The following is a 19,316-nucleotide window of genomic DNA, read 5'->3' as shown; positions in this document are numbered from 1 at the left end:
TGCTGCCAGGGGAATGATGGATGGAGTAGGGGTCCTAAAGATTCTGGCCTTGGCAGGAGGAGGGATCCTTGGAACGATCCTCGCTGCCGCATGCGTCGTGGAGTACGCAAAGCGATGACTGCGTCATTCGCGCTCGCGGTTCCCATTTGACCCAGTAAGTCGAAGTCCTCGTCTGTGGTGCCGAGTTAATTACGGGGAAGGTCGGCGGTCGGTGGGCGCGATGGGCTGGTTCCAGGATGGGGTGCTTCGTTCGGTAGCTGTGAAAGGCTGATCGGATGGGCAATCACATTGGAGAGGCTCTCGCCTCCTTAGGACATTGGTACGTGCGACATGCTCCCGGCGCGCTAGGGAAGGCGCCGTTGGCCGCGCGGTACCTGAACCCCTATCTGCGGGACCACCCCCGCCTGCGCGTCACGCAGTCCCGCTCCGGCCCCCGGTTCGCGGTCGACACCCAGGACCTCATTCAGCGCTACATCTACATGTTCGGGACCTGGGAACCGCACATGACCCGGTGGCTCAGTCGGCGGCTGCGGCCCGGCGACACCTTCATCGACGTCGGGGCCAACATCGGGTACTTCAGCCTGATCGCCTCGCGGCTCGTCGGCGAAGCGGGCGGTGTGGTGGCCGTCGAGGCATCGCCGCTGTTTCACAAGAGGGTCGTCGCGCAGGCCCGGTTCAACGGCTGCGAGAACGTGCGCGCGGTCAACGCCGCGGTATCGGACGTCAGGGAAGCCCTGACCTTCACGCTCGCCAGCTCCCGCAACATGGGGGCGAACAGCATCGTCCCGTACGACGGGCCGGCGGAGTCCACTTTCGAGATGCAGGCGCGTCCCTTACCGGAGCTCCTGACCGACGCGGAGATCGCCGGCGCGCGGGTGATCAAGATAGACGTGGAGGGCGCGGAGGGCGGCGTCGTTCGCGGGATGGCTTCGATGCTCGACCGGCTTCGGCCGGACGCGGAGATCACCGTCGAGGTGACCCCGGAGCGGATGGCGCTGCTGGGTGAATCAGTTGACGAGCTGCTCGCCATCATGCGGGAGCATGGCTTCCATACCTACCGGCTCGTCAACGACTACGCCGCCGAGAGCTACCCGGCGGCGCTACGTCGTGCCCCCGCGGTCCCGCTGCGGTGGCGCGGCCCCGTCGTCGACGAGAGCGACCTCGTCTTTTCCCGGGTGGACGCCGAGACGCTCCCCTGAACGCGAAACGGCCCGGCTCCTCAGAGCCGGGCCGTCGGTGCGGGTGCCCCTACCTCTCGACGCGTCGGAGTGCGGACCAGGCGGTCGTCACTCCTGGAGGTAGCGCAGCCCGGTCAGGCCGCTCGCCCTCATACTCGGGATCCGCTGGGTGCGGCGAGGCCAGGCGGGCACCGCGGCTCTCCGCGACGCGCAGGACGTCTTCCAACGATCCGGCCGCCTCTTGAAGCGTGAGCCGGAGCTGACGGTGGGAGGCCGCGGGGTCCTTGAGTAACTTCTCCACGACGGCCAGCACCGCGGCCCCGAGGGCCATTTGCGATGCCTCCACACTGTCGGCATACCGGGACATCGCGTCTTGACCGTCCCCCGTACTCAGGAAACACGGTTTGTGGTCCGGCGTGGACCAGGGAAGAAGCCGCAGTTCCGAGCCCCTGTCGTTCCGGTTGGCTGTCATCCGGCGCTCTCCGTGTGCTCGGCGTGCGTACGGGTGGAGAAGACGGCCTCGGCGCGGTCGCCGGGGAGCGCGAGGAACGCGCCCTCCACGATCCGTCCGCTGAGGTCGGTCGAGGTCCGTTCGATCGCCAGTACAGGCGCCGTGCTGCGGAAGACCTTCCTCTCTTCCGTACTCGGGGGGCGCGAGACGACGCGTTCGACCGTGGACGCGACGTGCACCCCGGCCGCGGCCAGTAACGCCCGGACCTCGTCGCCCCACGGCGACGGGTCCACCACAGGTCCCTTGAGCTTCACCACCCTTTGCGGGACGTAAAGGCGGACCAGCCCGCGTACCGAGGCTCCCAGGAAGCTGACGTACTCGAACTCGGTCAGCAAGGCGCCGCGGCGGACTTGCAGGAGCGTCGACAGGTCGTCCGTCGCGCTCACCACACGGACCTCGACAGTGACTCGCAGAGGAGGACTCTCGGCCGGCCGTCGGCCCACGACATGCCCGGCGCTGCCGTAGACGGTGCGTTCACCGTGCCGGCGGACGAAGTTACCCCGGCCGTGGAGCTTCTCGACCCTTCCTTCGGCCTGGAGCACGGTGAGGGCGATCCTGATCGTGGGGACGCTCACCCGGTAGTGGACCGCGAGTTTCGCCTCCGACGGCAGCGGCTCGTCGACCACGTACTCCCCGGACTCGATGCGTCGCCGAAGGTCGTCGGCGAGTGAGTGGTAGTAGGCGGTCATCCTCTGCCTCACCGCCTCTCGACGGCCCGCAGGGCGGACAGCCGGGTCGCCGGGTTCATCATCAGACTCTGTCCCGTGCGGAAGCGGAGCCCCTTCACCTTGTCGGAGACCTGGACCACGGCGACCACGGTGAATCCCTGGCCGCCCAGGTCGATGACGTCTCCGGTCCGGACCGTCTCCCAACCGACCGCGACGCGAAGGTAGTCGTGCGTCTCGCTGGACGTGGGGATCTCAGCCAGCATCAGCGGGCCTCCGCCACGTTCCAGGGCCCGCTGACCACACACGGGTACCAGCGAGGTTCCACCCGCAACCGGGCGCGTTCCTCGCCGGGCAGCACGTACAGGCGGACGAGCGCGGCCTCCTCGACCTGGAGGAGTTGCGCGCACCAGCGGGGCTGGTACGGGGCCGGAGTCGGCGCGGTCACCTGCTCGGCGGCCCGCGCTTCCGGCGCCGTGGGCCGAAGGTCTTGTTCCGGAATGCGAACGAATGGTCGCCTAGCCCGAGCGACGATTCGGCGGATAAGGTCCAGCACGTGATCAGCTCCTCACAGCTGATGGCCGTGCCCCCGGGCAGCGTTGGCTGTCGCGGGGGTTTCCCTGTCGATGGCGGCCCATGCGACGCGGCCGCTCCGGCCGTCGACGAGTCCGAACGCGTCGGCCGTCTCCAGCACTTCTAAGAGCTCTCGCCACGCCTCGGCCGAGACGGGGTCCGGGACCGTCGTCTCGATGAAGGTGTGGCTCTTCCGGCGCCTCACGCACGGAGTGAACCCAGCGGCCGTAAGGCGTGCGGCCATGTGGTCGGCGCGATTTCTGCATGCGGCCACAAGGTGTTCCTCCGTCGCCACGGGATCACAATGCGTGAAGCTAGTTAACTAGAATAGGGCTAGTGGACTAGATTTTCCATATGCGTGAGCAGCCGCCTTACCTCCGCGTCGCTGACCTGCTCAGACAGCGCATCGCGGATCAGGAGTGGGCGCCGGGTGACCGGCTTCCCTCGCGTGCGCAACTTGCGGAGGATTGCGGCGGCGTGGGCGAAAACGTCATTCGCCGCGCCCAAGAACTGCTCATCTCGCAGGGCGTCTTGGAAGGCCGGGCCGGCTCAGGGACGTACGTCGCCGAGCCGCGCGAGCGTCTCCGCATGGTCCGCTCTCAGGTTCGTGGCCGGCGGGGCGCGTCGCCCTTCGCCGCGGACACGTCGGCGCTCGGCAAACGAGGGACCTGGGAGAGCAGCACGGAGGCGAAGCTCCCCGCCCCCGCGGAGATCGCCGCCCGCCTCGGCATCGCCGAGGGGGGCCCCTGCGTCCGGACCTCGTACGAGTTCCTCGTCGACGGCAAGCCCTTCCAGCTCTCGACCAGTTGGGAGCCGTACGCCATCACCGCCGGCACGCTGGTGGTCCTCCCCGAAGGCGGGCCCCACGCGGGCAAGGGTGTGGTCGACCGCATGGCGGAGATCGGCATCACGGTCACGCGCGCGGTGGAGCAGCCGGAGCCCGGAAACGCGACCGCCGAGGAGGCGACGCTCCTCGGCGTGCAGCGGGGTGCGCTCGTCACGCGTATCCAGCGGACGTACTACAGCGACGACGGGCGACCGGTCGAGACGGCGGACATCGTGATGCCCGCCGCCTTCGGCGCCATCGTCTACGAGGTGCCCGTCAGCTAGCCGACGGGTAGTTCCAGCGGTAGTAGGCGAGCGCCTGCGCCCGCGCCTCCACTACGGCCATGCGCGCATCGCGCTCCGCGGCGTCCGTGTGCGCCGCCTGCCCAGTCGCCTGACCGGGCCACTTGCGGTAGAGGAGCCCCACCTCGCGGATGAACCACCCGCGGCTGACGGAGTCCAGGGCGAGGAGGAGCCCGGTGTCCTCGGAGGCCGGCAACGCCATCCACCCGCCCAGGGCGAGGAGCAGGTCACGGCGGACGCACAGCGTCGCCGGGTGCACCTGGGCGCGGTAGTTGTGCGCACGCCAGTGTTCGAGCACGGCTCCCCGCTCGACGGGCCCGTCCTCCGGGTCCTGGTCGAAGCCCACGGTCGAGCCGTCGGGGAGCAGGTCCAGGACGCGGGACGTCGTCCAGCCGATGCTGGGGTCGCGTTCGAGGATCGCGATGTCGCGAGCCAGGGCGCCCGGGGCGAGCTGGTCGTCGGCGTCCAGGATCTTGACGTACTCGCCCTCGGCGTGGGCCAGGGCCATGGTCCGGGCGACCCCGGGGCCGCCGCTGCGACCCTGCCGGAAGGTCACCCGCTCATCGGTGGGCACGAACGGGATGACCTCGTCGGTCTTCCCGTCCTCCTGGATGACCCAGTGCCACTCCCACCCCTCCGGAAGCTCCTGGTCGCAGAGCGACTTGAAGGCGTCGTGCAGGTGGTGGGCGGACGGTGCGTGCACAGCCGTGACGATGATGATGCGCCGCTGCACGGCACTCACCACCTTTCCAGGGGAGTGGTGAAGAGCATTTCCGTGCGGTCGCCGGGCAGCGTGATGTCGGAGAGCTCCACAACGCGGTCGTGGGTGTCGTACGAGGTCTTCCGGAGCAGGATCACCGCGGTTCCCGGCGGCAACTCCAACTCCTCCGCCTCTTCCGGTGTCGGCGGGCGGGCCGTGACGTGCTCTTCGATGCGGTCGAGCTCGATCCCGACGGTGAAGAGCTGGTTCTGGGTGCCCCCGGGCCAGGGCTCCTTGGAGTCGTCCAGGAGATCCGGGTTCTCCGCGACCAGGTCGCGGACGAGGTAGGAGGTCACCAGGGCGAACGGCGCCCGCTCGGCGGCATACCGCGTGCGGTACGTGCGCTCGACGAGGACCTCGCCCTCCGGGACGCCGAAGGCGTCGGCGATGTTCTTGACGGCCTTGATCTCGCGGTAGGCGGCGTGGAAGACGAGGTCGTTCACCTGGAGCCCGGTGTCGTGCTCGGTGGCGCCGGTCTTCGCCCTCAGCGGCTCGGGCTCGCGGGCGCGGCTCTTCTCCCACTGATGCCTCGTGTTCGTGCGCAGCACCGCGGTGCGGGCTTGGCGGACGAAGTTGCCGCGGCCGTGCTGCTTCTCGATCAAGCCCTCGTCGCGCAGAAGCCGGAGAGCCTCACGGATGGTGGGGACGCTCCGCCCGTACTTGTCCGCGAGCGCGGTCTCCGAGGGGAGCCGTTCGCCGGGCTTCAGCTGACCTGCACGGATGGACTCCCGGATGCCGTCCGCGATCCGCTCGTACGCCTTCGCCATCGTGCCCACCATCCTCTTGCGCTGACCGCGCTCAGCATACGACTCCTAAAGAGGACTTGACGACTTGATGAGAGCCGCGTCATAGTCTGAGCAACTCCTAAAGAGGACTTGAGGAGAAGACCTCTTTAGGAGTGATGACGCCTGGAGAGCCTCGGCTCGATGGAAGCGCCAGAGCCTTTGAGAACTCCACAGAGTGCCTGGAACGAACGAGTGCTTTTGATCTCCGGTGCCGCCATGAACCGTTGGCGCCGGAGGTAATGACCACTCGTTTCCGCAGCGACCGGCTTCCGGGGAGAGCTCAGCCCCGCGGCCGGGCCCTCGCCCGCGCCGGTCCCCTGCATCTGCTCCCGAAGGGGGACCAATGAAGTTAGCCATCGGCGATGTCGTCCAGGGCCATCACGAGGTGGCCCTCGGCACCGTGGCCGGGATCACCGACCACGGCGACGGCAAGCTCGTCGTGGTGCGGGTGCCCGGTGGAGGACTCCGCCTCCTCGAACCGAACGCCTTGACCCTGATCGCCCGCCGCACGATGCCGGTCACGCGCGGCCGCAGCGTCGCGACCCTGATCGCCCTGATCGCTGCCTTCATCGGCTGCCGGTCCGCCGACGACCTCGGCGCCGACTGGTTGCTGACCGTCCTCGCCGGCCTCGGAAGCTTCAAGGCCGTGGTGATCGCGTACCAGTGCTGGCTCCACCTCACCGGCCCCCGCCGGTTCCGCGTCTGACCGCGTTCCGGCCAGGGGCGGCGGCTGACGGACCGAGCCGGCCAGCTGCCTCTGGCTCTCCCATGCCGCTCAGGATCTGGAGAGGCCATGCGTACGTACGTCGTCCACCGGCCTGGTGCCGAGGCTCAACCGACCGATGCGCCTGAGCCGGGCCCCGACCACTCCGCAGATCCGACTACCCCCGGTCGGCAGGAGCCCGTTGTCGTCGACCGCCCCTACGAGCCTTCCGGCCCCGGCCTGGCCGAACGGGCCCAAGGCGCGAAACGCCGCCCGGTCATACCCGCGTGGGTGAAGTCGCGTCGGGAGTTCCACGCCGCCGGTAAGGGCGTCGCCGCCTACGCCTGGCACGTTTCCGCGTACCACGCGGTGCGTACGCCCTGGTACACGGTTCGCTTGGTCCTGCAAGCTCCCCGCGGCGCCGCCCGGTTCGTCGGCGGCTCGCTGCGGTGGGTCGCGGACGCCGAGGGCGAGCCGTTCCGGCAGTCGGCGGCGGCTAACGAAGACATCAACAAGTACCTTCAGCTCTCGCGCCAGAGGGACCGTCGCGTGCGCTGGCGGGCGACGGTCGCCGTCGCGGCCTCGATCGCCGGGCTCAGCCTGGCGCTGGCGCTGTACGTCATGGCCCCGTCGTGGCTGCTGGCCCTCTGCGGCTTCGCCATGACGATGGCGGCGGGCAGGCTGGGCCAGTCGGCTGACGCCCCCGTCATCCACCGCGCCGTGGAGATCCCGAGGGCGACCAGGCTCACCAGCGACATCGTGCTCCGAGCCCTCGGGTCCCTGGGCATTCCGGCGATCAATCAGGCGCAGTCCAAGGGAGGGGACGGGTTCGGCTTCACCGCCCCCATCACCCGTGACGGCCCCGGCTGGCTGGCCGAGGGCGACCTCCCGTACGGCGTCACGGTCACCGACATCATCGAGCGCCGGGAGAAACTGGCCTCCGGCCTCCGCCGACCGTTGGGAACGGTGTGGCCCGAGTCCGTTCCCGACGAGCACACCGGGCGGCTGAGGCTGTGGGTCGGCGATCAGGACATGTCCCGGACCAAGCAGCCGGCCTGGCCCCTCGCCAAGTCCGGCACGGTGGATCTCTTCAAGCCCGTCGCGTGGGGTACCGACCAGCGCGGGCGCGAGGTGGAGATCACCCTCATGTACCTCGCGGGCGTGATCGGCGCGATCCCGCGGATGGGCAAGACCTTCCTTCTCCGTCTCCTGCTGCTCATCGCCGCGCTCGACCCGCGCGCCGAGGTGCACAGCTACGACCTGAAGGGGACCGGCGACCTCGATCCCGTCGGCAGCGCGGTCAGCTACCGGCACCGGGCGGGCGATGACGACGAGGACGTCCTCTACGCCGTGACCGCCATGCGGGAGCTGCAAGCCGAGCTGCGGCGGCGCACGAAGGTGATCCGCACGCTTCCCCGGGACATCTGTCCCGAGTCGAAGGTGACCACGGAACTCGCGTCCAAGCGGTCTCTCCGGCTGCACCCGATCGTGGTCGGCGTGGACGAGTGCCAGAAGTGGTTCGAGCATCCGAAGCACGGCAAGGAACTCGAAGAGATCTGCACGGACCTCGTCAAGCGCGGTCCGGCGACGGGCATCGTGCTGCTCCTCGCCACCCAGCGGCCGGACGACGACAGCTTGCCGAAGGGCATCTCCGCGAACGCGTCGGCCCGTTGGTGCCTGAAGGTCATGAGCCACGTCGAGAACGACATGGTGCTCGGCACCGGCGCGTACAAGCGGGGCGTGCGCGCGACGATGTTCGCCTGGGGTGACAAGGGCATCTGCTACTTCCTCGGCGAGGGTGCGGACGCCCGGATCGTCCGGGCGGTCGAGATCGACGCCCTGGCGGCGGAGGGCATCGCCCAGCGGGGCCGGAAGATGCGCGAACGCCTCGGCACGCTCGCCGGATACGCGCTGGGGGAGCAGCCGGAGGCCGAGCCCGGCCCTTCGTACGACCTGCTCGCGGATCTGCTCACAGCCTTTCCGGACGGCAGGCCGAGGCTCTGGAACGAGTCGATCGTCGCCGGTCTCGCGGAGCTCCGGCCGGCCGTGTACGGGACCTGGACGCCGGAGCAGCTCACCGCGGCCTTGAAGTCGTACGGCATCCGCACCGTCCAGGTGTGGGGCACCACCGACGACGGCAAGGGCGCGAACCGGCGCGGGATCAAGCGCGCCGACGTCCTCGCGGTGATCGCCGAACGTGACGACCACGACGCCGCGGCATAGCCGCCGTCGCCGCTAGGTCTAGCGGGCCACCCCGCTAGACCTAGCACCCCTGCTAGCAGCCAAAGGCGCATCTGACCTGTGCGCTAGCGCCTAGCGGCGCTCATCGGGCGCTTGCCGAATCCCACCTGGAGAGGGTTCTGATGGGTTCCTTCCTCAACGCTATGCCCGGCCTCATATTCATCACTCTCTGCTACGCCGTTCTCTGTGCGGCCAGCCCCTTCGGTACCTGCCGGAAGTGCCAGGGCTGGGGCGCCGTGATCCGGCAGACCCGCAACGGGCGGCTCAAGCGCGGCCGCGATTGCCGGCGCTGCGAGGGCTACGGACGCCGTATGCGCGTCGGCCGCCGCCTCTACAACGCCACCGTCCGGCTCCACCGCGACGGCCTTCGCTGATCCTCCCAAGGAGCCTCTCCATGTCCTTCTCGATCTCCGCGCTCCTGTTGTTCGGCCTGCTCCTGGCCATGCTCATCCGCTCGAAGGCCGTCGGCATCGGCGGCGCCCTGGTGGCCATCCTCTTCGGCTACTACCTGAGCCGCACCGGCCTCTCCGCGCCCATCGACCAGGTCATGGGCGCCATCGGCAACGCCATCCCCGACCTCGACTAGCTGGTCAACGGAGGAATCCACCCATGAAAGACATGAAAGAGCGGAACAGCTCCTCGCCGTACCGGATCTCCCTCATGGCCTCGGGGGAGCTGCGCGACGCGCTGACCGCCCTCGAAGAGGGCAAAGGGCCCGCGGCCGTCGCCGCGCTCATGGCCATCGACGCCGCCTCCTGGCAGGCGATCGAGCACCGCCTCGCGGCGGTCATCGGCACCGACCTGCGCACGCTCTTACTCCGTGCCGCAGAAGCGGACGTGGAGGCTCCGGCCATCGGCTGACGGCTCCCCGTGCGGGTCCGGCTCCACCGGGGCTGGACTCGTGCGGAGGGCCGGACAGCCCGGCCCGTGCTCCACGAGTTGGAGGACGCCCATGTCCCACACCACCATCGCGTGGTTCGACAGCCTGACCGCGAGCGTGTTCGCCTTAGGGGCGGCGGCTCGCGAGACGCGGCTCGCCCGCCAGGCCGCGGAAGTCGCCACCTGGCACATCGACCCGGCACGCCTGCGGGCGACGATCGGCGACGTGAACATCTGCGGGGAGTACCGGATCAGCCCCCAGGACGTCGCCCTCAACCAGATCCGCGGCCTGTGCAGGGCCTACCAGAGCGTGACCACCGACCTGTACGAGAACCTCTCGCTCGCCTACGCGTACGGCACGGCCGGCGCCCTGCTCGCGGTCGTCAAGGGCTACCGCCCCCGGTACGTCGAACTCCGCCGCGACCAGACCGAGCACTACGACCTCCCCGACGAACCGCTCCCGGACTTCCGCGGCGACCTCGGCAACTGGTCCGGCCAGCGGCGCCTGGCCCTGCTGCGTTCCCACGTCGGCGCCCGCCGGACGGCCCGGTACACCGGGCAGGGCGAAGGCGGCCTCGCCGGCCTGGCCGACTGCGCGTACGCCTACGGAGAGCAGGCCGAGACGGCCCTCCACCACCAGCTGCTCACCGCACGCCCGGCGGACGGTACTCCGGAGGTGGAGCAGTGACGACCGGAGCCCACGCCGCCGAACCCACGCACGCGTACGCGAACGCCCCCGGGATCACGTCGGAGATCGTCTGGGTCATCCGGCACAGCATCCCGCGCCTGTCGGACGACGAGCGGGAGTTCTGGCTCCGTAAGGCCGCTGTCTTCGACCGCATGGCGCTCGCCGAGGCGGCCAGGTTCGCCCCGGAGGTCGCCGCGCCGGCCGCCGAAGCCGCGGTTCAGACCGCGCGCCAGCTGATCGAGTACGACATCGCGCACAACGGCCTGAGCCTCAAGGCCGCCGAGATCGTGACCGCCGAAGACTGCCTCGCGTACGTGCGCGACGAGTACGCCCAGTGGATCCAGAACCAGCTCCACTGACTTCGCCCGGGGCAGCGGCCATCCGCCAAAGAAGCCCGCTGCCCCGGCCTCCCGTCCACACAGGAAGCAGGAGGTGCGATCAGCATGCACCACAAGGACACGCGTCCGCAGCCCGGCCCCGTTCTTCGAAGCGAGGGCTGCGGCACCGCGGCCCGGACGAGGGACGAGAAGTTCACCATCCAGGAAGTCATCGTCGACCTCAAGGTCGCCCCGTCGACCTTCTACCGGTGGCGCCGGCTCGGCAAAGCCCCCCGCTCGATCAAGCTGCCCAACGGGGACGTCCGAATCCGACGGTCCGAATACGACCGGTGGCTCGCGGAGCGAGAGGACGTCGCGTGAGCCAGGAAGGTGAAAGCCCGGCCGCCGCTCCCCGAGGGTCGGCCCGGTCGGGCTACACGTTCGACGTCAAGCTCTGGAAGATCACCAAGACCGGACGCAAGTCCCGCCCCTATCGACTGCGTTGGTTGGTCGCCGGTGAAGTGAAGGGTGCCACCTTCGCCACCTTTCCGCTCGCGGAAAGCCGGAGGGCGGAGCTGTGGGACGCGATGAATCGGCGCGGCGAGGCATTCGAGATCGAATCGGGGCTGCCCGAGTCGGAAGTGCGGGCCGCGGAGGAGAAGGCGCGGCTTGACGCGGCCGTCGAAGCCGCCCTCGTCAGTGATCCGTCCTGGTGGGACTTTTCCCGTGAGTTCATGAAGCGTCGTTGGCGCACAGCGGCGGCGAAGACCCGCGAGGGTTTCGCCGACAGTCTCGCCGCGGCGGCTCTCGGCATGATGGGGGAAGGCGGTGACGTCCCCGAACTCACTGTCGTGCGCAGGGCGATCCGGTGGAACATCGTGCCCGCGCATGCCGATGAGGAGCCCCCGGCCGGCCTGGAGGAAGCGTGTGCCTGGCTCGCCGGGCACTCTCTTCCTCTCTCCGCGTTGAAGAGCTCCAACGTGGCCGAGGACGTGCACTATCGGTTCGCTTACAGGCTCGACGGGAAGCTTGCCGGCAAGGAAACGTACAAGCGGCGGCGACGCAACTTCAACGCGGCCATGGCGTACGCGATTCAGAAGGGCTACCTGGAAGCGAACCCGGTTGCCGAATTGGAGCGCCCCGCCACCGCCCAACGTGGGTCGATCGATCCGCGGATTCTGATGAACCCCGTACAGGCGCGGGAATTCCTCGTAGCCGTCTCCTACGTCGGATCGGTCAAACGGAACCGGGGTAGGCGACTGGTCGCGTTCTTCGGCTGCATCCTGTACGCCGCCATGCGGCCGGCGGAAGTCGTGGCCCTGCGAAAGAAAGACTGCCACCTTCCTGAATCGGGTTGGGGCGTCCTGACCCTTCGGGAGACGCGTCCCGTCGCGGGGAAGAAGTGGACCGACACGGGGGAGAGGCACGACAAGCGCGGGCTGAAGATGCGCGATCCCGAGGCGGACCGGCCCGTCCCCATTCCGCCGGAGCTGGTGGCCATGCTGCGGGCCCACCTGAAGGAGTTCGGGTCCGCGCCGGACGGCCGGGTCTTCCACAACGAGCGCGGCGGCCTGGTCGGCTCCACGTCCTACTACCGGGTCTGGATGGAAGCGCGGCTGTTCGCCCTTCCACCCCACAAGGTGGACTCGCCCCTCGCGGAGAAGCCGTACGCGGGGCGGGCGTTCTGCATCACACAGTGGCTGAAGGCGGGCCTGGCCGTCGCTGAGGTCGCCCGTCGCGCCGGCACCTCCCCGGAGGTCATCGACCGGCACTACTCGGGGCTCGTCGACAACAGCGAGGAGGAGGACAACCAGAAGATCGAGAAAGCCATGGGGTGGGTGGCCCAGGAGCCCGACACGGCCTAGCGAGTGTGTCGGAGGTGTGTCGGGAACACTGGGAGACAACAAGAGAGGGCGGGAGTCAGTGAGACTGACTCCCGCCCTCTTCTTTCGGCATCCGCCCTGTTCAGAGTGTTCTCAGAACCTCATGAACGGCGAGTGCCCCCGGCAGGATTCGAACCTGCGCACACGGCTCCGGAGGCCGTTGCTCTATCCCCTGAGCTACGGGGGCTTGCTTGTCGCTCGCTTGTCGCGGTGACGGGTAGAACACTACCAGCTCCGGAAGGGTGCGCCGCAACGTGGTTCGAGGGGCGGTCCGGGAGGAGCTGAGAGGGGTTCGGGAAGGACCCGGGGAGACGGGGAGGCGGAGGGAGAGGGGCCTCAGGGTGGCGTGGCGGGGTAGCTCATGGGGTGGGGGCTCGGGTGGTGCTCGGGGAAAGCTCGCCCGCACGGGGTGGAAGTGGGGAAAACCCGGACGCAGCGTGGCGGGCGCGCTTACTCTCGGGGTGTGCCTGGCTTGTCCGGCCGGGTCCTTGTCGTCGACGACAACAAGGTCATCCGGCAGCTGATCAGGGTCAACCTCGAACTTGAAGGCTTCGAGGTCGTGACCGCGGCCGATGGTGCCGAATGCCTGGAGATCGTGCACCGCGTCCGGCCCGATGTGGTGACTCTGGACGTCGTCATGCCCCGGCTCGACGGGCTGCACACGGCCGCGCGGCTGCGGGCCGACGCGCGGACCCGTGACATACCGATCGCGATCATCAGCGCGTGCACCCAGCTGGAGGTCGACAGCGGCCGCTCGGCCGGGGTCGACGCGTTCCTGGCCAAGCCCTTCGAGCCGACCGAGATGGTCCGGCTCGTCCGGCGGCTGATGCGGCGCCGTAAGGGAGGGGGCGATGACCCGTTGCCGGGGGCCCCGGCCCCCGGAGACCGTCCCACCCACCGAAACCTGCTGGCCTAGCCTCCCCCTCTCTCCCCTAGGCTTGGGGCTGTGACCCCCGCCGATCTCACCCGCACCGTGTTGCACACCGTGCGCAGCGCCGTCGAGGCGGACGAGCTGCCCGCCGTCGTGCCGGACCGGGTCACCGTGCGGGTCCCCTCCCGGCCGGGCTGCGGGGACTACGCCACCAACGTCGCCCTGCGCGTCGCCCAGGGCACCGGACGGCCCGCCACCGAGGTCGCCGAGGTGCTCCGCCGGAGGCTGGCCGCCGAGCCGGGCATCGCCCGCGTCGACATCGCCGGGCCCGGCTTCCTCAATGTCACGCTCGTCGGGGATCCCTCCCTACGGATCGTCCGCGACATCCTTCGCGACCGGCCTGAAGGGGCCGCCGCCCCCCTTTCCCTCCCCGCCGCCGATCCCGCCCTCCTGCGCCGCCTCGGGCCCGACGCCGCCCGCTGGAGCCGGGTCAGCCCGCCCGGACTCGACCGCGCCGGGCTCCTCGTCCAGCGTGAGAGCAACCCCCTCTTCCGCGTCCGCTACGCCCACGCGCGCAGCCGGGCGCTCCTCCGCAACGCCCACGATCTGGGGTTCGCCCCCGAGCCGGGAGAGCTCGGCGAGGCCACGGAGCACGTCCCCGCGCTGCTCGCCCTGCTCACCGACCACCCCCGGGTCACCGCCGCCCGTAGCCCCGAGCGTCTCGCCCGGCACCTGGAGCGGCTCGCCGACGCCTTTCTGAGATGGCAGACGGAGTGCCCCGTCCTGCCCCGCGGTGACGAGAAACCCTTGGCCGTCCACCGTGCCCGCCTGGCCCTCGCCCAGGCCGCGGGCACCGTGCTGGCCGACGGCCTCCACCAGCTCGGCATCACCGCACCCGCCCATCTCTGAAGATCCGAGGAGATCAGAGCCATGAGCCGCTCCGCCCACCCCGCCGGGCCCCGCTACGCCGACGTCCTGCCCGAGGGGCACTACACCGCTCCGCCGGCCGACCTCAACGCCCTCGACCCCCGCGTATGGTCCCGCACGGTCGGCCGCCGCGAGGACGGCGTCGTCACCGTCGGCGGGATCGACGTCACCCGGCTCGCCGAGGAGTTCGGGACCCCCGCCTACTTCCTCGACGAGGACGACTTCCGGGCCCGCTGCCGCGCCTGGCGCGACGCCTTCGGCACCGAGGCCGACGTCTTCTACGCCGGCAAGGCCTTCCTCTCCCGCGCCGTCGTGCGCTGGCTGCACGAGGAGGGCCTCAACCTCGACGTCTGCTCGGCCGGCGAGCTCGCCACCGCGCTCGACGCCGGCATGCCCGCCGAGCGCATCGCCCTGCACGGCAACAACAAGTCCGCCGACGAGATCACCCGCGCCGTCGAGGCGGGCGTCGGGCGGATCGTCCTCGACTCCTTCCAGGAGATCGTCCGCGTCGCGCACATCGCCGAGCGGCTCGGCAAGCGCCAGCGCGTCCAGATCCGGGTCACCGTCGGCGTCGAGGCGCACACCCACGAGTTCATCGCCACCGCGCACGAGGACCAGAAGTTCGGCCTCGCGCTCGCCGGCGGCCAGGCCGCCGAGGCCGTCCGCCGGGCCCTGAAGCTCGACGGCCTGGAGCTCATCGGCATCCACTCCCACATCGGCTCGCAGATCTTCGACACCTCCGGCTTCGAGGTCGCCGCCCACCGCGTCGTCGGCCTGCTCAAGGAGATCCGCGACGAGCACGGCGTCGAGCTCCCCGAGATCGACCTCGGCGGCGGCCTCGGCATCGCCTACACCTCCGACGACGACCCCCGCGAGCCCCACGAGATCGCCCGCGCCCTGAACGACATCGTCACCCGCGAGTGCGCGGCCGCCGGCCTCGCCGTGCCCCGGCTCTCCGTCGAGCCCGGCCGCGCCATCGTCGGCCCGACCGCCTTCACCCTCTACGAGGTGGGCACCATCAAGGAACTGCCGGGCCTGCGGACGTATGTGAGCGTCGACGGCGGCATGTCCGACAACATCCGCACCGCCCTGTACGACGCGGAGTACAGCGTCGCGCTGGTCTCCCGGACCTCCACCGCCGAGCCGATGCTCTCGCGCGTCGTCGGCAAGCACTGCGAATCGGGTGACATCGTCGTACGCGACGCCTTCCTGCCCGCCGACGTGGCCCCCGGCGACCTGCTCGCCGTGCCCGCGACCGGCGCGTACTGCCGCTCCATGGCCAGCAACTACAACCACGCCCTGCGCCCGCCCGTGGTGGCGGTCAAGGACGGCGCGGCACGAGTGATCGTCCGGCGCGAGACCGAAGAAGATCTTTTTCGCCTCGATGTCGGCTGACGGTAATAAAGATCTCGGATACTGGACGGGTTGGGAAACCTCCGTCCGGTGAGTGAGACTGGTGCACTAGCCAAGATGTATGAGAAACGAGGTCGGATGATGCGTACGCGTCCGCTGAAGGTGGCGCTGCTGGGCTGTGGAGTGGTCGGCTCAGAGGTGGCGCGCATCATGACGACGCACGCCGACGACCTCGCGGCGCGCATCGGGGCGCCGGTCGAGCTCGCGGGCATCGCCGTGCGCCGCCCCGGCCGGGTGCGCGCCGGCGTGCCCGAGGAACTGATCACCACCGATGCCACCGCCCTCGTCAAACGGGGCGACATCGACGTGGTCGTCGAGGTCATCGGTGGCATCGAGCCTGCCCGCACCCTGATCACGGCCGCCTTCGAGCAGGGCGCCAGCGTCGTCTCGGCCAACAAGGCGCTGCTCGCCGGTGACGGCGCGGCCCTGCACGCCGCCGCCGAGCAGCACGGCGCCGACCTCTACTACGAGGCCGCCGTCGCCGGTGCCATCCCGCTCGTCCGGCCGCTGCGCGAGTCCCTCGCCGGCGACAAGGTGAACCGGGTGCTCGGCATCGTCAACGGCACCACCAACTTCATCCTCGACAAGATGGACTCCAGCGGCGCGGGCTACTCCGAGGCGCTCGACGAGGCCACCGCCCTGGGGTACGCCGAGGCCGACCCGACCGCCGACGTCGAGGGCTTCGACGCCGCCGCGAAGGCCGCGATCCTCGCCGGCATCGCCTTCCACACCCGCGTGCGCCTCGACGACGTCTATCGCGAGGGCATGACGGAGGTCACCGCCTCGGACTTCGCGTCGGCGAAGCAGATGGGCTGCACCATCAAGCTCCTCGCGATCTGCGAGCGGGCCGCGGACGGGCAGTCGGTCACCGCCCGCGTGCACCCGGCGATGATCCCGCTCAGCCACCCGCTGGCCTCCGTCCGCGAGGCCTACAACGCCGTCTTCGTCGAGGCCGAGGCGGCCGGCCAGCTGATGTTCTACGGGCCGGGCGCCGGCGGCTCGCCGACCGCCTCCGCGGTCCTCGGCGACCTCGTCGCCGTCTGCCGCAACAAGCTCGCCGAGTCCACCGGACCCGGCGAATCGGCCTACACACGCCTGCCGGTGAGTCCGATGGGCGAGGTGGTCACGCGCTACCACATCAGCCTCGACGTCGCCGACAAGCCGGGTGTCCTCGCCCAGGTCGCCACCGTCTTCGCCGCCCACGGCGTGTCCATCGACACGGTCCGCCAGACGGGCAAGGACGGCGAGGCGTCCCTCGTCGTGGTCACCCACCGTGCCGCCGACGCCGCCCTGTCGGCGACCGTCGAGGCGCTGCGCAAGCTCGACACGGTCCGCGGTGTCGCGAGCATCATGCGCGTCGAAGGCGAATAAGGGGAGTTACGAAAGCAATGTCTGCCATCAACAGCCGTCAGGCATCCGGCGCCGGGTCCGGCACCACGCACCAGTGGCGCGGCATCATCGAGGAGTACCGCGACCGGCTGCCGGTCACGGCCGACACGCCCGTGGTCACCCTCCGCGAGGGTGGTACGCCGCTGGTCCCCGCCCAGGTGCTCTCCGAGCGCACCGGCTGCGAGGTCCACCTCAAGGTCGAGGGCGCCAACCCCACCGGGTCCTTCAAGGACCGCGGCATGACCATGGCCATCACGCGGGCCAAGGAGGAGGGCGCCAAGGCCGTCATCTGCGCCTCCACCGGCAACACCTCCGCCTCCGCCGCGGCCTACGCCGTACGCGCCGGAATGGTCTGCGCCGTCCTGGTGCCCCAGGGCAAGATCGCGCTCGGCAAGATGGGCCAGGCGCTGGTCCACGGCGCGCGCATCCTCCAGGTCGACGGCAACTTCGACGACTGCCTGACCCTGGCCCGCGGCCTCTCCGAGAAGTACCCGGTCGCCCTGGTCAACTCCGTCAACCCGGTGCGCATCGAGGGCCAGAAGACCGCCGCCTTCGAGATCGTCGACGCGCTCGGCGACGCGCCCGACATCCATGTGCTCCCGGTCGGCAACGCCGGCAACATCACCGCCTACTGGCGGGGCTACCGCGAGTACGCCGCGGACGCCCTCGCCACCCGCACTCCCCGGATGTGGGGCTTCCAGGCGGCCGGCTCGGCGCCCATCGTGCGCGGCGCGCCGGTCCTCGACCCGCACACCATCGCCACCGCGATCCGCATCGGCAACCCCGCCTCCTGGAAGTTCGCCGAGGAGGCGCGGGACGAGTCCGGCGGCCTCATCGACGAGGTGACCGACCGACAGATCCTGGCCGCCTACCGCCTGTTGGCCTCCCAGGAGGGCGTCTTCGTCGAGCCCGCCTCGGCCGCGAGCGTCGCCGGCCTGCTCAAGGCCGCCGAGGCGGGCCTGGTCGACCCCGGCCAGCGCATCGTCTGTACGGTCACGGGCAACGGCCTGAAGGACCCCGACTGGGCCGTCGCGGGCGCCCCGCAGCCGATCACCGTGCCGGTGGACGCCGCCGTGGCCGCGGAGCGGCTGGGTCTGGCCTGACCTTTCCCCGGTCTTCCCCCGGTCTTCCTCCGGTCTTCCAGGGGTTCCCCGCGATTCCCGCTTTTCCCAGGGGCCCCCGGTCCCTGAACCCCGGTCCTCGTGCGCCGGACGGACCGCAGAAACGGTCCGTCCGGCGTCACGGGGCCCGTCCGGGCCCGTCAGGGCCCGGAAAACCCGTCCACGGCGCCGCCGAAACGGGCGCGCCGCAGGCGACACGCATCGTGCGCCTCCTGTGCGCCCTATGTCGCCGCAGAACCTTCCTTCGATAGGCTGTACTCACTCCGCCCCGTCGCTGACCCCTGCCGCCCCCACGCGGCATCGCCGTCGCGGCCCCTTGCGGACGTTGCACGCCCCACCGAGGCCACACCAAGGAGAGTCATCGAGCGATGGCCGGTCCCGCCTTCCGCGCCGCCGCTGTCCGCGTGCGCACCCCCGCCACCAGCGCGAACCTCGGCCCGGGCTTCGACGCCTTCGGCCTGTCCCTGGGCCTCTACGACGACATCGTGGTCCGGGTGGCCGAATCCGGCCTGCACATCGACATCGCGGGCGAGGGCGCCGAGACCCTCCCGCGCGACGAGAGCCACCTGCTCGTACGGTCCCTGCGCACCGCCTTCGACCTGCTCGGCGGCCAGCCGCGCGGCCTGGAGGTCGTCTGCGCCAACCGCATTCCGCACGGCCGGGGCCTCGGTTCCTCGTCCGCCGCGATCTGCGCGGGGATAGTCGCCGCCCGCGCCGTGACCATAGGCGGGGCCGAGAAGCTCGACGACGCGGCGCTGCTGGAGCTCGCCACGGAGATCGAGGGGCACCCGGACAACGTCGCGGCCTGTCTGCTCGGCGGCTTCACCCTGTCGTGGATGGAGTCCGGAGTGGCGCGGGCCATTCGGATGAACCCCGCGGATTCCATCGTTCCGGTGGTCTTCGTACCTGCCAACGCGGTCCTGACCGAGACCGCCCGGGGGCTGCTGCCGCGCAGCGTCCCCCATGTGGACGCGGCGGCCAACGCCGGCCGCGCGGCACTGCTCGTGGAGGCCATGACCAGGCGCCCCGAGCTGCTGCTGCCGGCCACCGAGGACCGCCTCCACCAGGACTACCGGGCCCCGGCGATGCCGGAGAGCGGTGCCCTGGTCAACCGACTGCGCGCGGACGGCGTCCCCGCGGTCATCTCCGGTGCGGGCCCCACGGTCCTCGCACTGGTCGAGAACGGTGCGGCCGACAAGGTCGCACAGCTGGCGGGAGAGGGGTGGGCGGCCAACCGGCTGGCCCTCGACGCCGGGGGGACGAGCGTGCTGCCGCTCGCCTGAA

General features: G+C 70.3%; 23 protein-coding genes and 1 tRNA gene. 17 read left to right on the top strand and 7 right to left on the bottom strand.

Annotated elements, in window-relative coordinates; all coding sequences use genetic code 11:
* The first annotated feature begins 275 nt into the window (after nucleotides 1-275).
* Complete coding sequence (locus LUZ64_RS22580; protein WP_095582029.1) at nucleotides 276-1,199, top strand: FkbM family methyltransferase; 924 nt, start codon at nucleotides 276-278, stop codon at nucleotides 1,197-1,199.
* 447 nt (nucleotides 1,200-1,646) lie between these two features.
* Here the strand turns inward: LUZ64_RS22580 and LUZ64_RS22575 are convergent, their stop codons facing one another.
* From LUZ64_RS22575 to LUZ64_RS22560, 4 genes are all read right to left on the bottom strand, one after another.
* Nucleotides 1,647-2,378, bottom strand: a complete 732-nt coding sequence (locus LUZ64_RS22575; RefSeq protein ID WP_095582030.1) for a GntR family transcriptional regulator — start codon at nucleotides 2,376-2,378, stop codon at nucleotides 1,647-1,649.
* Between the two features lie 8 nt (nucleotides 2,379-2,386).
* On the bottom strand, nucleotides 2,387-2,620 hold the full coding sequence (locus LUZ64_RS22570) for a hypothetical protein (RefSeq protein WP_095582031.1): 234 nt from the start codon (nucleotides 2,618-2,620) through the stop codon (nucleotides 2,387-2,389).
* A complete protein-coding gene (locus tag LUZ64_RS22565) occupies nucleotides 2,620-2,802 on the bottom strand; it encodes a hypothetical protein (RefSeq protein ID WP_143593211.1) in 183 nt (60 codons plus the stop codon). Before LUZ64_RS22565 ends, LUZ64_RS22570 begins: the two co-directional genes overlap by 1 nt.
* A 120-nt stretch (nucleotides 2,803-2,922) precedes the next feature.
* Nucleotides 2,923-3,132, bottom strand: coding sequence for a hypothetical protein (locus LUZ64_RS22560; RefSeq protein ID WP_143593213.1), 210 nt, complete (start codon nucleotides 3,130-3,132; stop codon nucleotides 2,923-2,925).
* Between the two features lie 149 nt (nucleotides 3,133-3,281).
* Between LUZ64_RS22560 and LUZ64_RS22555 the strand changes: the two genes are divergently transcribed.
* Nucleotides 3,282-4,037 carry a GntR family transcriptional regulator gene (locus tag LUZ64_RS22555; protein ID WP_095582034.1) on the top strand — a complete coding sequence of 252 codons (756 nt, stop codon included), beginning with the start codon at nucleotides 3,282-3,284 and terminating at the stop codon, nucleotides 4,035-4,037.
* Here LUZ64_RS22555 and LUZ64_RS22550 read toward each other — a convergent pair.
* Together LUZ64_RS22550 and LUZ64_RS22545 are read right to left on the bottom strand one after the other, a co-directional pair.
* Nucleotides 4,030-4,788, bottom strand: a complete 759-nt coding sequence (locus LUZ64_RS22550) for a glycosyltransferase family 2 protein (RefSeq protein ID WP_095582043.1) — start codon at nucleotides 4,786-4,788, stop codon at nucleotides 4,030-4,032. The two genes, LUZ64_RS22555 and LUZ64_RS22550, sit on opposite strands and share 8 nt — an antisense overlap.
* A 5-nt stretch (nucleotides 4,789-4,793) precedes the next feature.
* Nucleotides 4,794-5,582 (bottom strand): GntR family transcriptional regulator, encoded by a 789-nt coding sequence (locus LUZ64_RS22545; protein WP_095582044.1) that lies wholly within the window; start codon nucleotides 5,580-5,582, stop codon nucleotides 4,794-4,796.
* Between the two features lie 361 nt (nucleotides 5,583-5,943).
* On the opposite strand from LUZ64_RS22545, the gene LUZ64_RS22540 reads away from it, so the two are divergent.
* The 9 genes from LUZ64_RS22540 to LUZ64_RS22500 all read left to right on the top strand — a co-directional run bounded on the left by LUZ64_RS22540 (nucleotide 5,944) and on the right by LUZ64_RS22500 (nucleotide 12,293).
* Entirely contained in the window at nucleotides 5,944-6,306 is a 363-nt protein-coding gene (locus LUZ64_RS22540) for a hypothetical protein (protein WP_095582035.1), read from the top strand.
* 87 nt (nucleotides 6,307-6,393) lie between these two features.
* The gene (locus LUZ64_RS22535) at nucleotides 6,394-8,526 is read left to right on the top strand and encodes a cell division protein FtsK (protein ID WP_232389939.1); all 2,133 of its coding nucleotides are present in this window, start codon (nucleotides 6,394-6,396) and stop codon (nucleotides 8,524-8,526) included.
* Between the two features lie 161 nt (nucleotides 8,527-8,687).
* Nucleotides 8,688-8,918, top strand: a complete 231-nt coding sequence (locus LUZ64_RS22530; protein WP_232389940.1) for a hypothetical protein — start codon at nucleotides 8,688-8,690, stop codon at nucleotides 8,916-8,918.
* Between the two features lie 20 nt (nucleotides 8,919-8,938).
* Complete coding sequence (locus tag LUZ64_RS22525) at nucleotides 8,939-9,130, top strand: hypothetical protein (protein ID WP_095582037.1); 192 nt, start codon at nucleotides 8,939-8,941, stop codon at nucleotides 9,128-9,130.
* 23 nt (nucleotides 9,131-9,153) lie between these two features.
* Nucleotides 9,154-9,405 carry a hypothetical protein gene (locus LUZ64_RS22520; RefSeq protein ID WP_095582038.1) on the top strand — a complete coding sequence of 84 codons (252 nt, stop codon included), beginning with the start codon at nucleotides 9,154-9,156 and terminating at the stop codon, nucleotides 9,403-9,405.
* Between the two features lie 91 nt (nucleotides 9,406-9,496).
* Nucleotides 9,497-10,111 (top strand): hypothetical protein, encoded by a 615-nt coding sequence (locus tag LUZ64_RS22515; protein WP_095582039.1) that lies wholly within the window; start codon nucleotides 9,497-9,499, stop codon nucleotides 10,109-10,111.
* On the top strand, nucleotides 10,108-10,470 hold the full coding sequence (locus LUZ64_RS22510; protein ID WP_107426633.1) for a hypothetical protein: 363 nt from the start codon (nucleotides 10,108-10,110) through the stop codon (nucleotides 10,468-10,470). The genes LUZ64_RS22515 and LUZ64_RS22510 overlap by 4 nt, the downstream gene beginning before the upstream one ends.
* Nucleotides 10,471-10,647: 177 nt before the next feature.
* Nucleotides 10,648-10,809 carry a helix-turn-helix transcriptional regulator gene (locus LUZ64_RS22505; protein ID WP_095582045.1) on the top strand — a complete coding sequence of 54 codons (162 nt, stop codon included), beginning with the start codon at nucleotides 10,648-10,650 and terminating at the stop codon, nucleotides 10,807-10,809.
* Complete coding sequence (locus LUZ64_RS22500; protein ID WP_232389941.1) at nucleotides 10,806-12,293, top strand: tyrosine-type recombinase/integrase; 1,488 nt, start codon at nucleotides 10,806-10,808, stop codon at nucleotides 12,291-12,293. Before LUZ64_RS22505 ends, LUZ64_RS22500 begins: the two co-directional genes overlap by 4 nt.
* A 133-nt stretch (nucleotides 12,294-12,426) precedes the next feature.
* Here the strand turns inward: LUZ64_RS22500 and LUZ64_RS22495 are convergent.
* Nucleotides 12,427-12,498 (bottom strand) — tRNA-Arg (locus LUZ64_RS22495).
* 174 nt (nucleotides 12,499-12,672) lie between these two features.
* Here LUZ64_RS22495 and LUZ64_RS22490 point away from each other — a divergent pair.
* The 6 genes from LUZ64_RS22490 to thrB all read left to right on the top strand — a co-directional run bounded on the left by LUZ64_RS22490 (nucleotide 12,673) and on the right by thrB (nucleotide 19,315).
* Entirely contained in the window at nucleotides 12,673-13,227 is a 555-nt protein-coding gene (locus LUZ64_RS22490) for a response regulator (RefSeq protein ID WP_095582647.1), read from the top strand.
* A gap of 30 nt (nucleotides 13,228-13,257) precedes the next feature.
* The gene (gene nrtL, locus LUZ64_RS22485; RefSeq protein WP_095582648.1) at nucleotides 13,258-14,091 is read left to right on the top strand and encodes an ArgS-related anticodon-binding protein NrtL; all 834 of its coding nucleotides are present in this window, start codon (nucleotides 13,258-13,260) and stop codon (nucleotides 14,089-14,091) included.
* Between the two features lie 21 nt (nucleotides 14,092-14,112).
* Nucleotides 14,113-15,504 carry a diaminopimelate decarboxylase gene (gene lysA / locus LUZ64_RS22480; protein ID WP_095582649.1) on the top strand — a complete coding sequence of 464 codons (1,392 nt, stop codon included), beginning with the start codon at nucleotides 14,113-14,115 and terminating at the stop codon, nucleotides 15,502-15,504.
* 96 nt (nucleotides 15,505-15,600) lie between these two features.
* The gene (locus LUZ64_RS22475; protein ID WP_095582650.1) at nucleotides 15,601-16,893 is read left to right on the top strand and encodes a homoserine dehydrogenase; all 1,293 of its coding nucleotides are present in this window, start codon (nucleotides 15,601-15,603) and stop codon (nucleotides 16,891-16,893) included.
* A gap of 17 nt (nucleotides 16,894-16,910) precedes the next feature.
* Nucleotides 16,911-18,014: a threonine synthase gene (gene thrC, locus LUZ64_RS22470; protein ID WP_095582651.1), complete on the top strand. Its 1,104-nt coding sequence runs from the start codon at nucleotides 16,911-16,913 to the stop codon at nucleotides 18,012-18,014.
* Between the two features lie 386 nt (nucleotides 18,015-18,400).
* Complete coding sequence (gene thrB / locus LUZ64_RS22465; protein ID WP_095582652.1) at nucleotides 18,401-19,315, top strand: homoserine kinase; 915 nt, start codon at nucleotides 18,401-18,403, stop codon at nucleotides 19,313-19,315.
* Nucleotide 19,316: the final 1 nt, after the last annotated feature.

The organism is Streptomyces albireticuli (assembly GCF_021228125.1).
GTDB lineage: Bacteria > Actinomycetota > Actinomycetes > Streptomycetales > Streptomycetaceae > Streptomyces > Streptomyces albireticuli.
The sequence above is the reverse complement of the archived record's forward strand: the minus strand, read 5'-3'. Positions and strand labels throughout refer to the sequence as shown.

Coding starts and splice junctions, on each gene's coding strand:
- LUZ64_RS22580 (WP_095582029.1), top strand. CDS start 276: ATGGGCAATCACATTGGAGAGGCTCTCGCCTCCTTAGGACATTGGTAC.
- LUZ64_RS22575 (WP_095582030.1), bottom strand. CDS start 2,378: ATGACCGCCTACTACCACTCACTCGCCGACGACCTTCGGCGACGCATC.
- LUZ64_RS22570 (WP_095582031.1), bottom strand. CDS start 2,620: ATGCTGGCTGAGATCCCCACGTCCAGCGAGACGCACGACTACCTTCGC.
- LUZ64_RS22555 (WP_095582034.1), top strand. CDS start 3,282: ATGCGTGAGCAGCCGCCTTACCTCCGCGTCGCTGACCTGCTCAGACAG.
- LUZ64_RS22545 (WP_095582044.1), bottom strand. CDS start 5,582: ATGGCGAAGGCGTACGAGCGGATCGCGGACGGCATCCGGGAGTCCATC.
- LUZ64_RS22540 (WP_095582035.1), top strand. CDS start 5,944: ATGAAGTTAGCCATCGGCGATGTCGTCCAGGGCCATCACGAGGTGGCC.
- LUZ64_RS22535 (WP_232389939.1), top strand. CDS start 6,394: ATGCGTACGTACGTCGTCCACCGGCCTGGTGCCGAGGCTCAACCGACC.
- LUZ64_RS22530 (WP_232389940.1), top strand. CDS start 8,688: ATGCCCGGCCTCATATTCATCACTCTCTGCTACGCCGTTCTCTGTGCG.
- LUZ64_RS22525 (WP_095582037.1), top strand. CDS start 8,939: ATGTCCTTCTCGATCTCCGCGCTCCTGTTGTTCGGCCTGCTCCTGGCC.
- LUZ64_RS22520 (WP_095582038.1), top strand. CDS start 9,154: ATGAAAGACATGAAAGAGCGGAACAGCTCCTCGCCGTACCGGATCTCC.
- LUZ64_RS22515 (WP_095582039.1), top strand. CDS start 9,497: ATGTCCCACACCACCATCGCGTGGTTCGACAGCCTGACCGCGAGCGTG.
- LUZ64_RS22490 (WP_095582647.1), top strand. CDS start 12,673: ATGGGGTGGGGGCTCGGGTGGTGCTCGGGGAAAGCTCGCCCGCACGGG.
- lysA (WP_095582649.1), top strand. CDS start 14,113: ATGAGCCGCTCCGCCCACCCCGCCGGGCCCCGCTACGCCGACGTCCTG.
- LUZ64_RS22475 (WP_095582650.1), top strand. CDS start 15,601: ATGATGCGTACGCGTCCGCTGAAGGTGGCGCTGCTGGGCTGTGGAGTG.
- thrC (WP_095582651.1), top strand. CDS start 16,911: ATGTCTGCCATCAACAGCCGTCAGGCATCCGGCGCCGGGTCCGGCACC.
- thrB (WP_095582652.1), top strand. CDS start 18,401: ATGGCCGGTCCCGCCTTCCGCGCCGCCGCTGTCCGCGTGCGCACCCCC.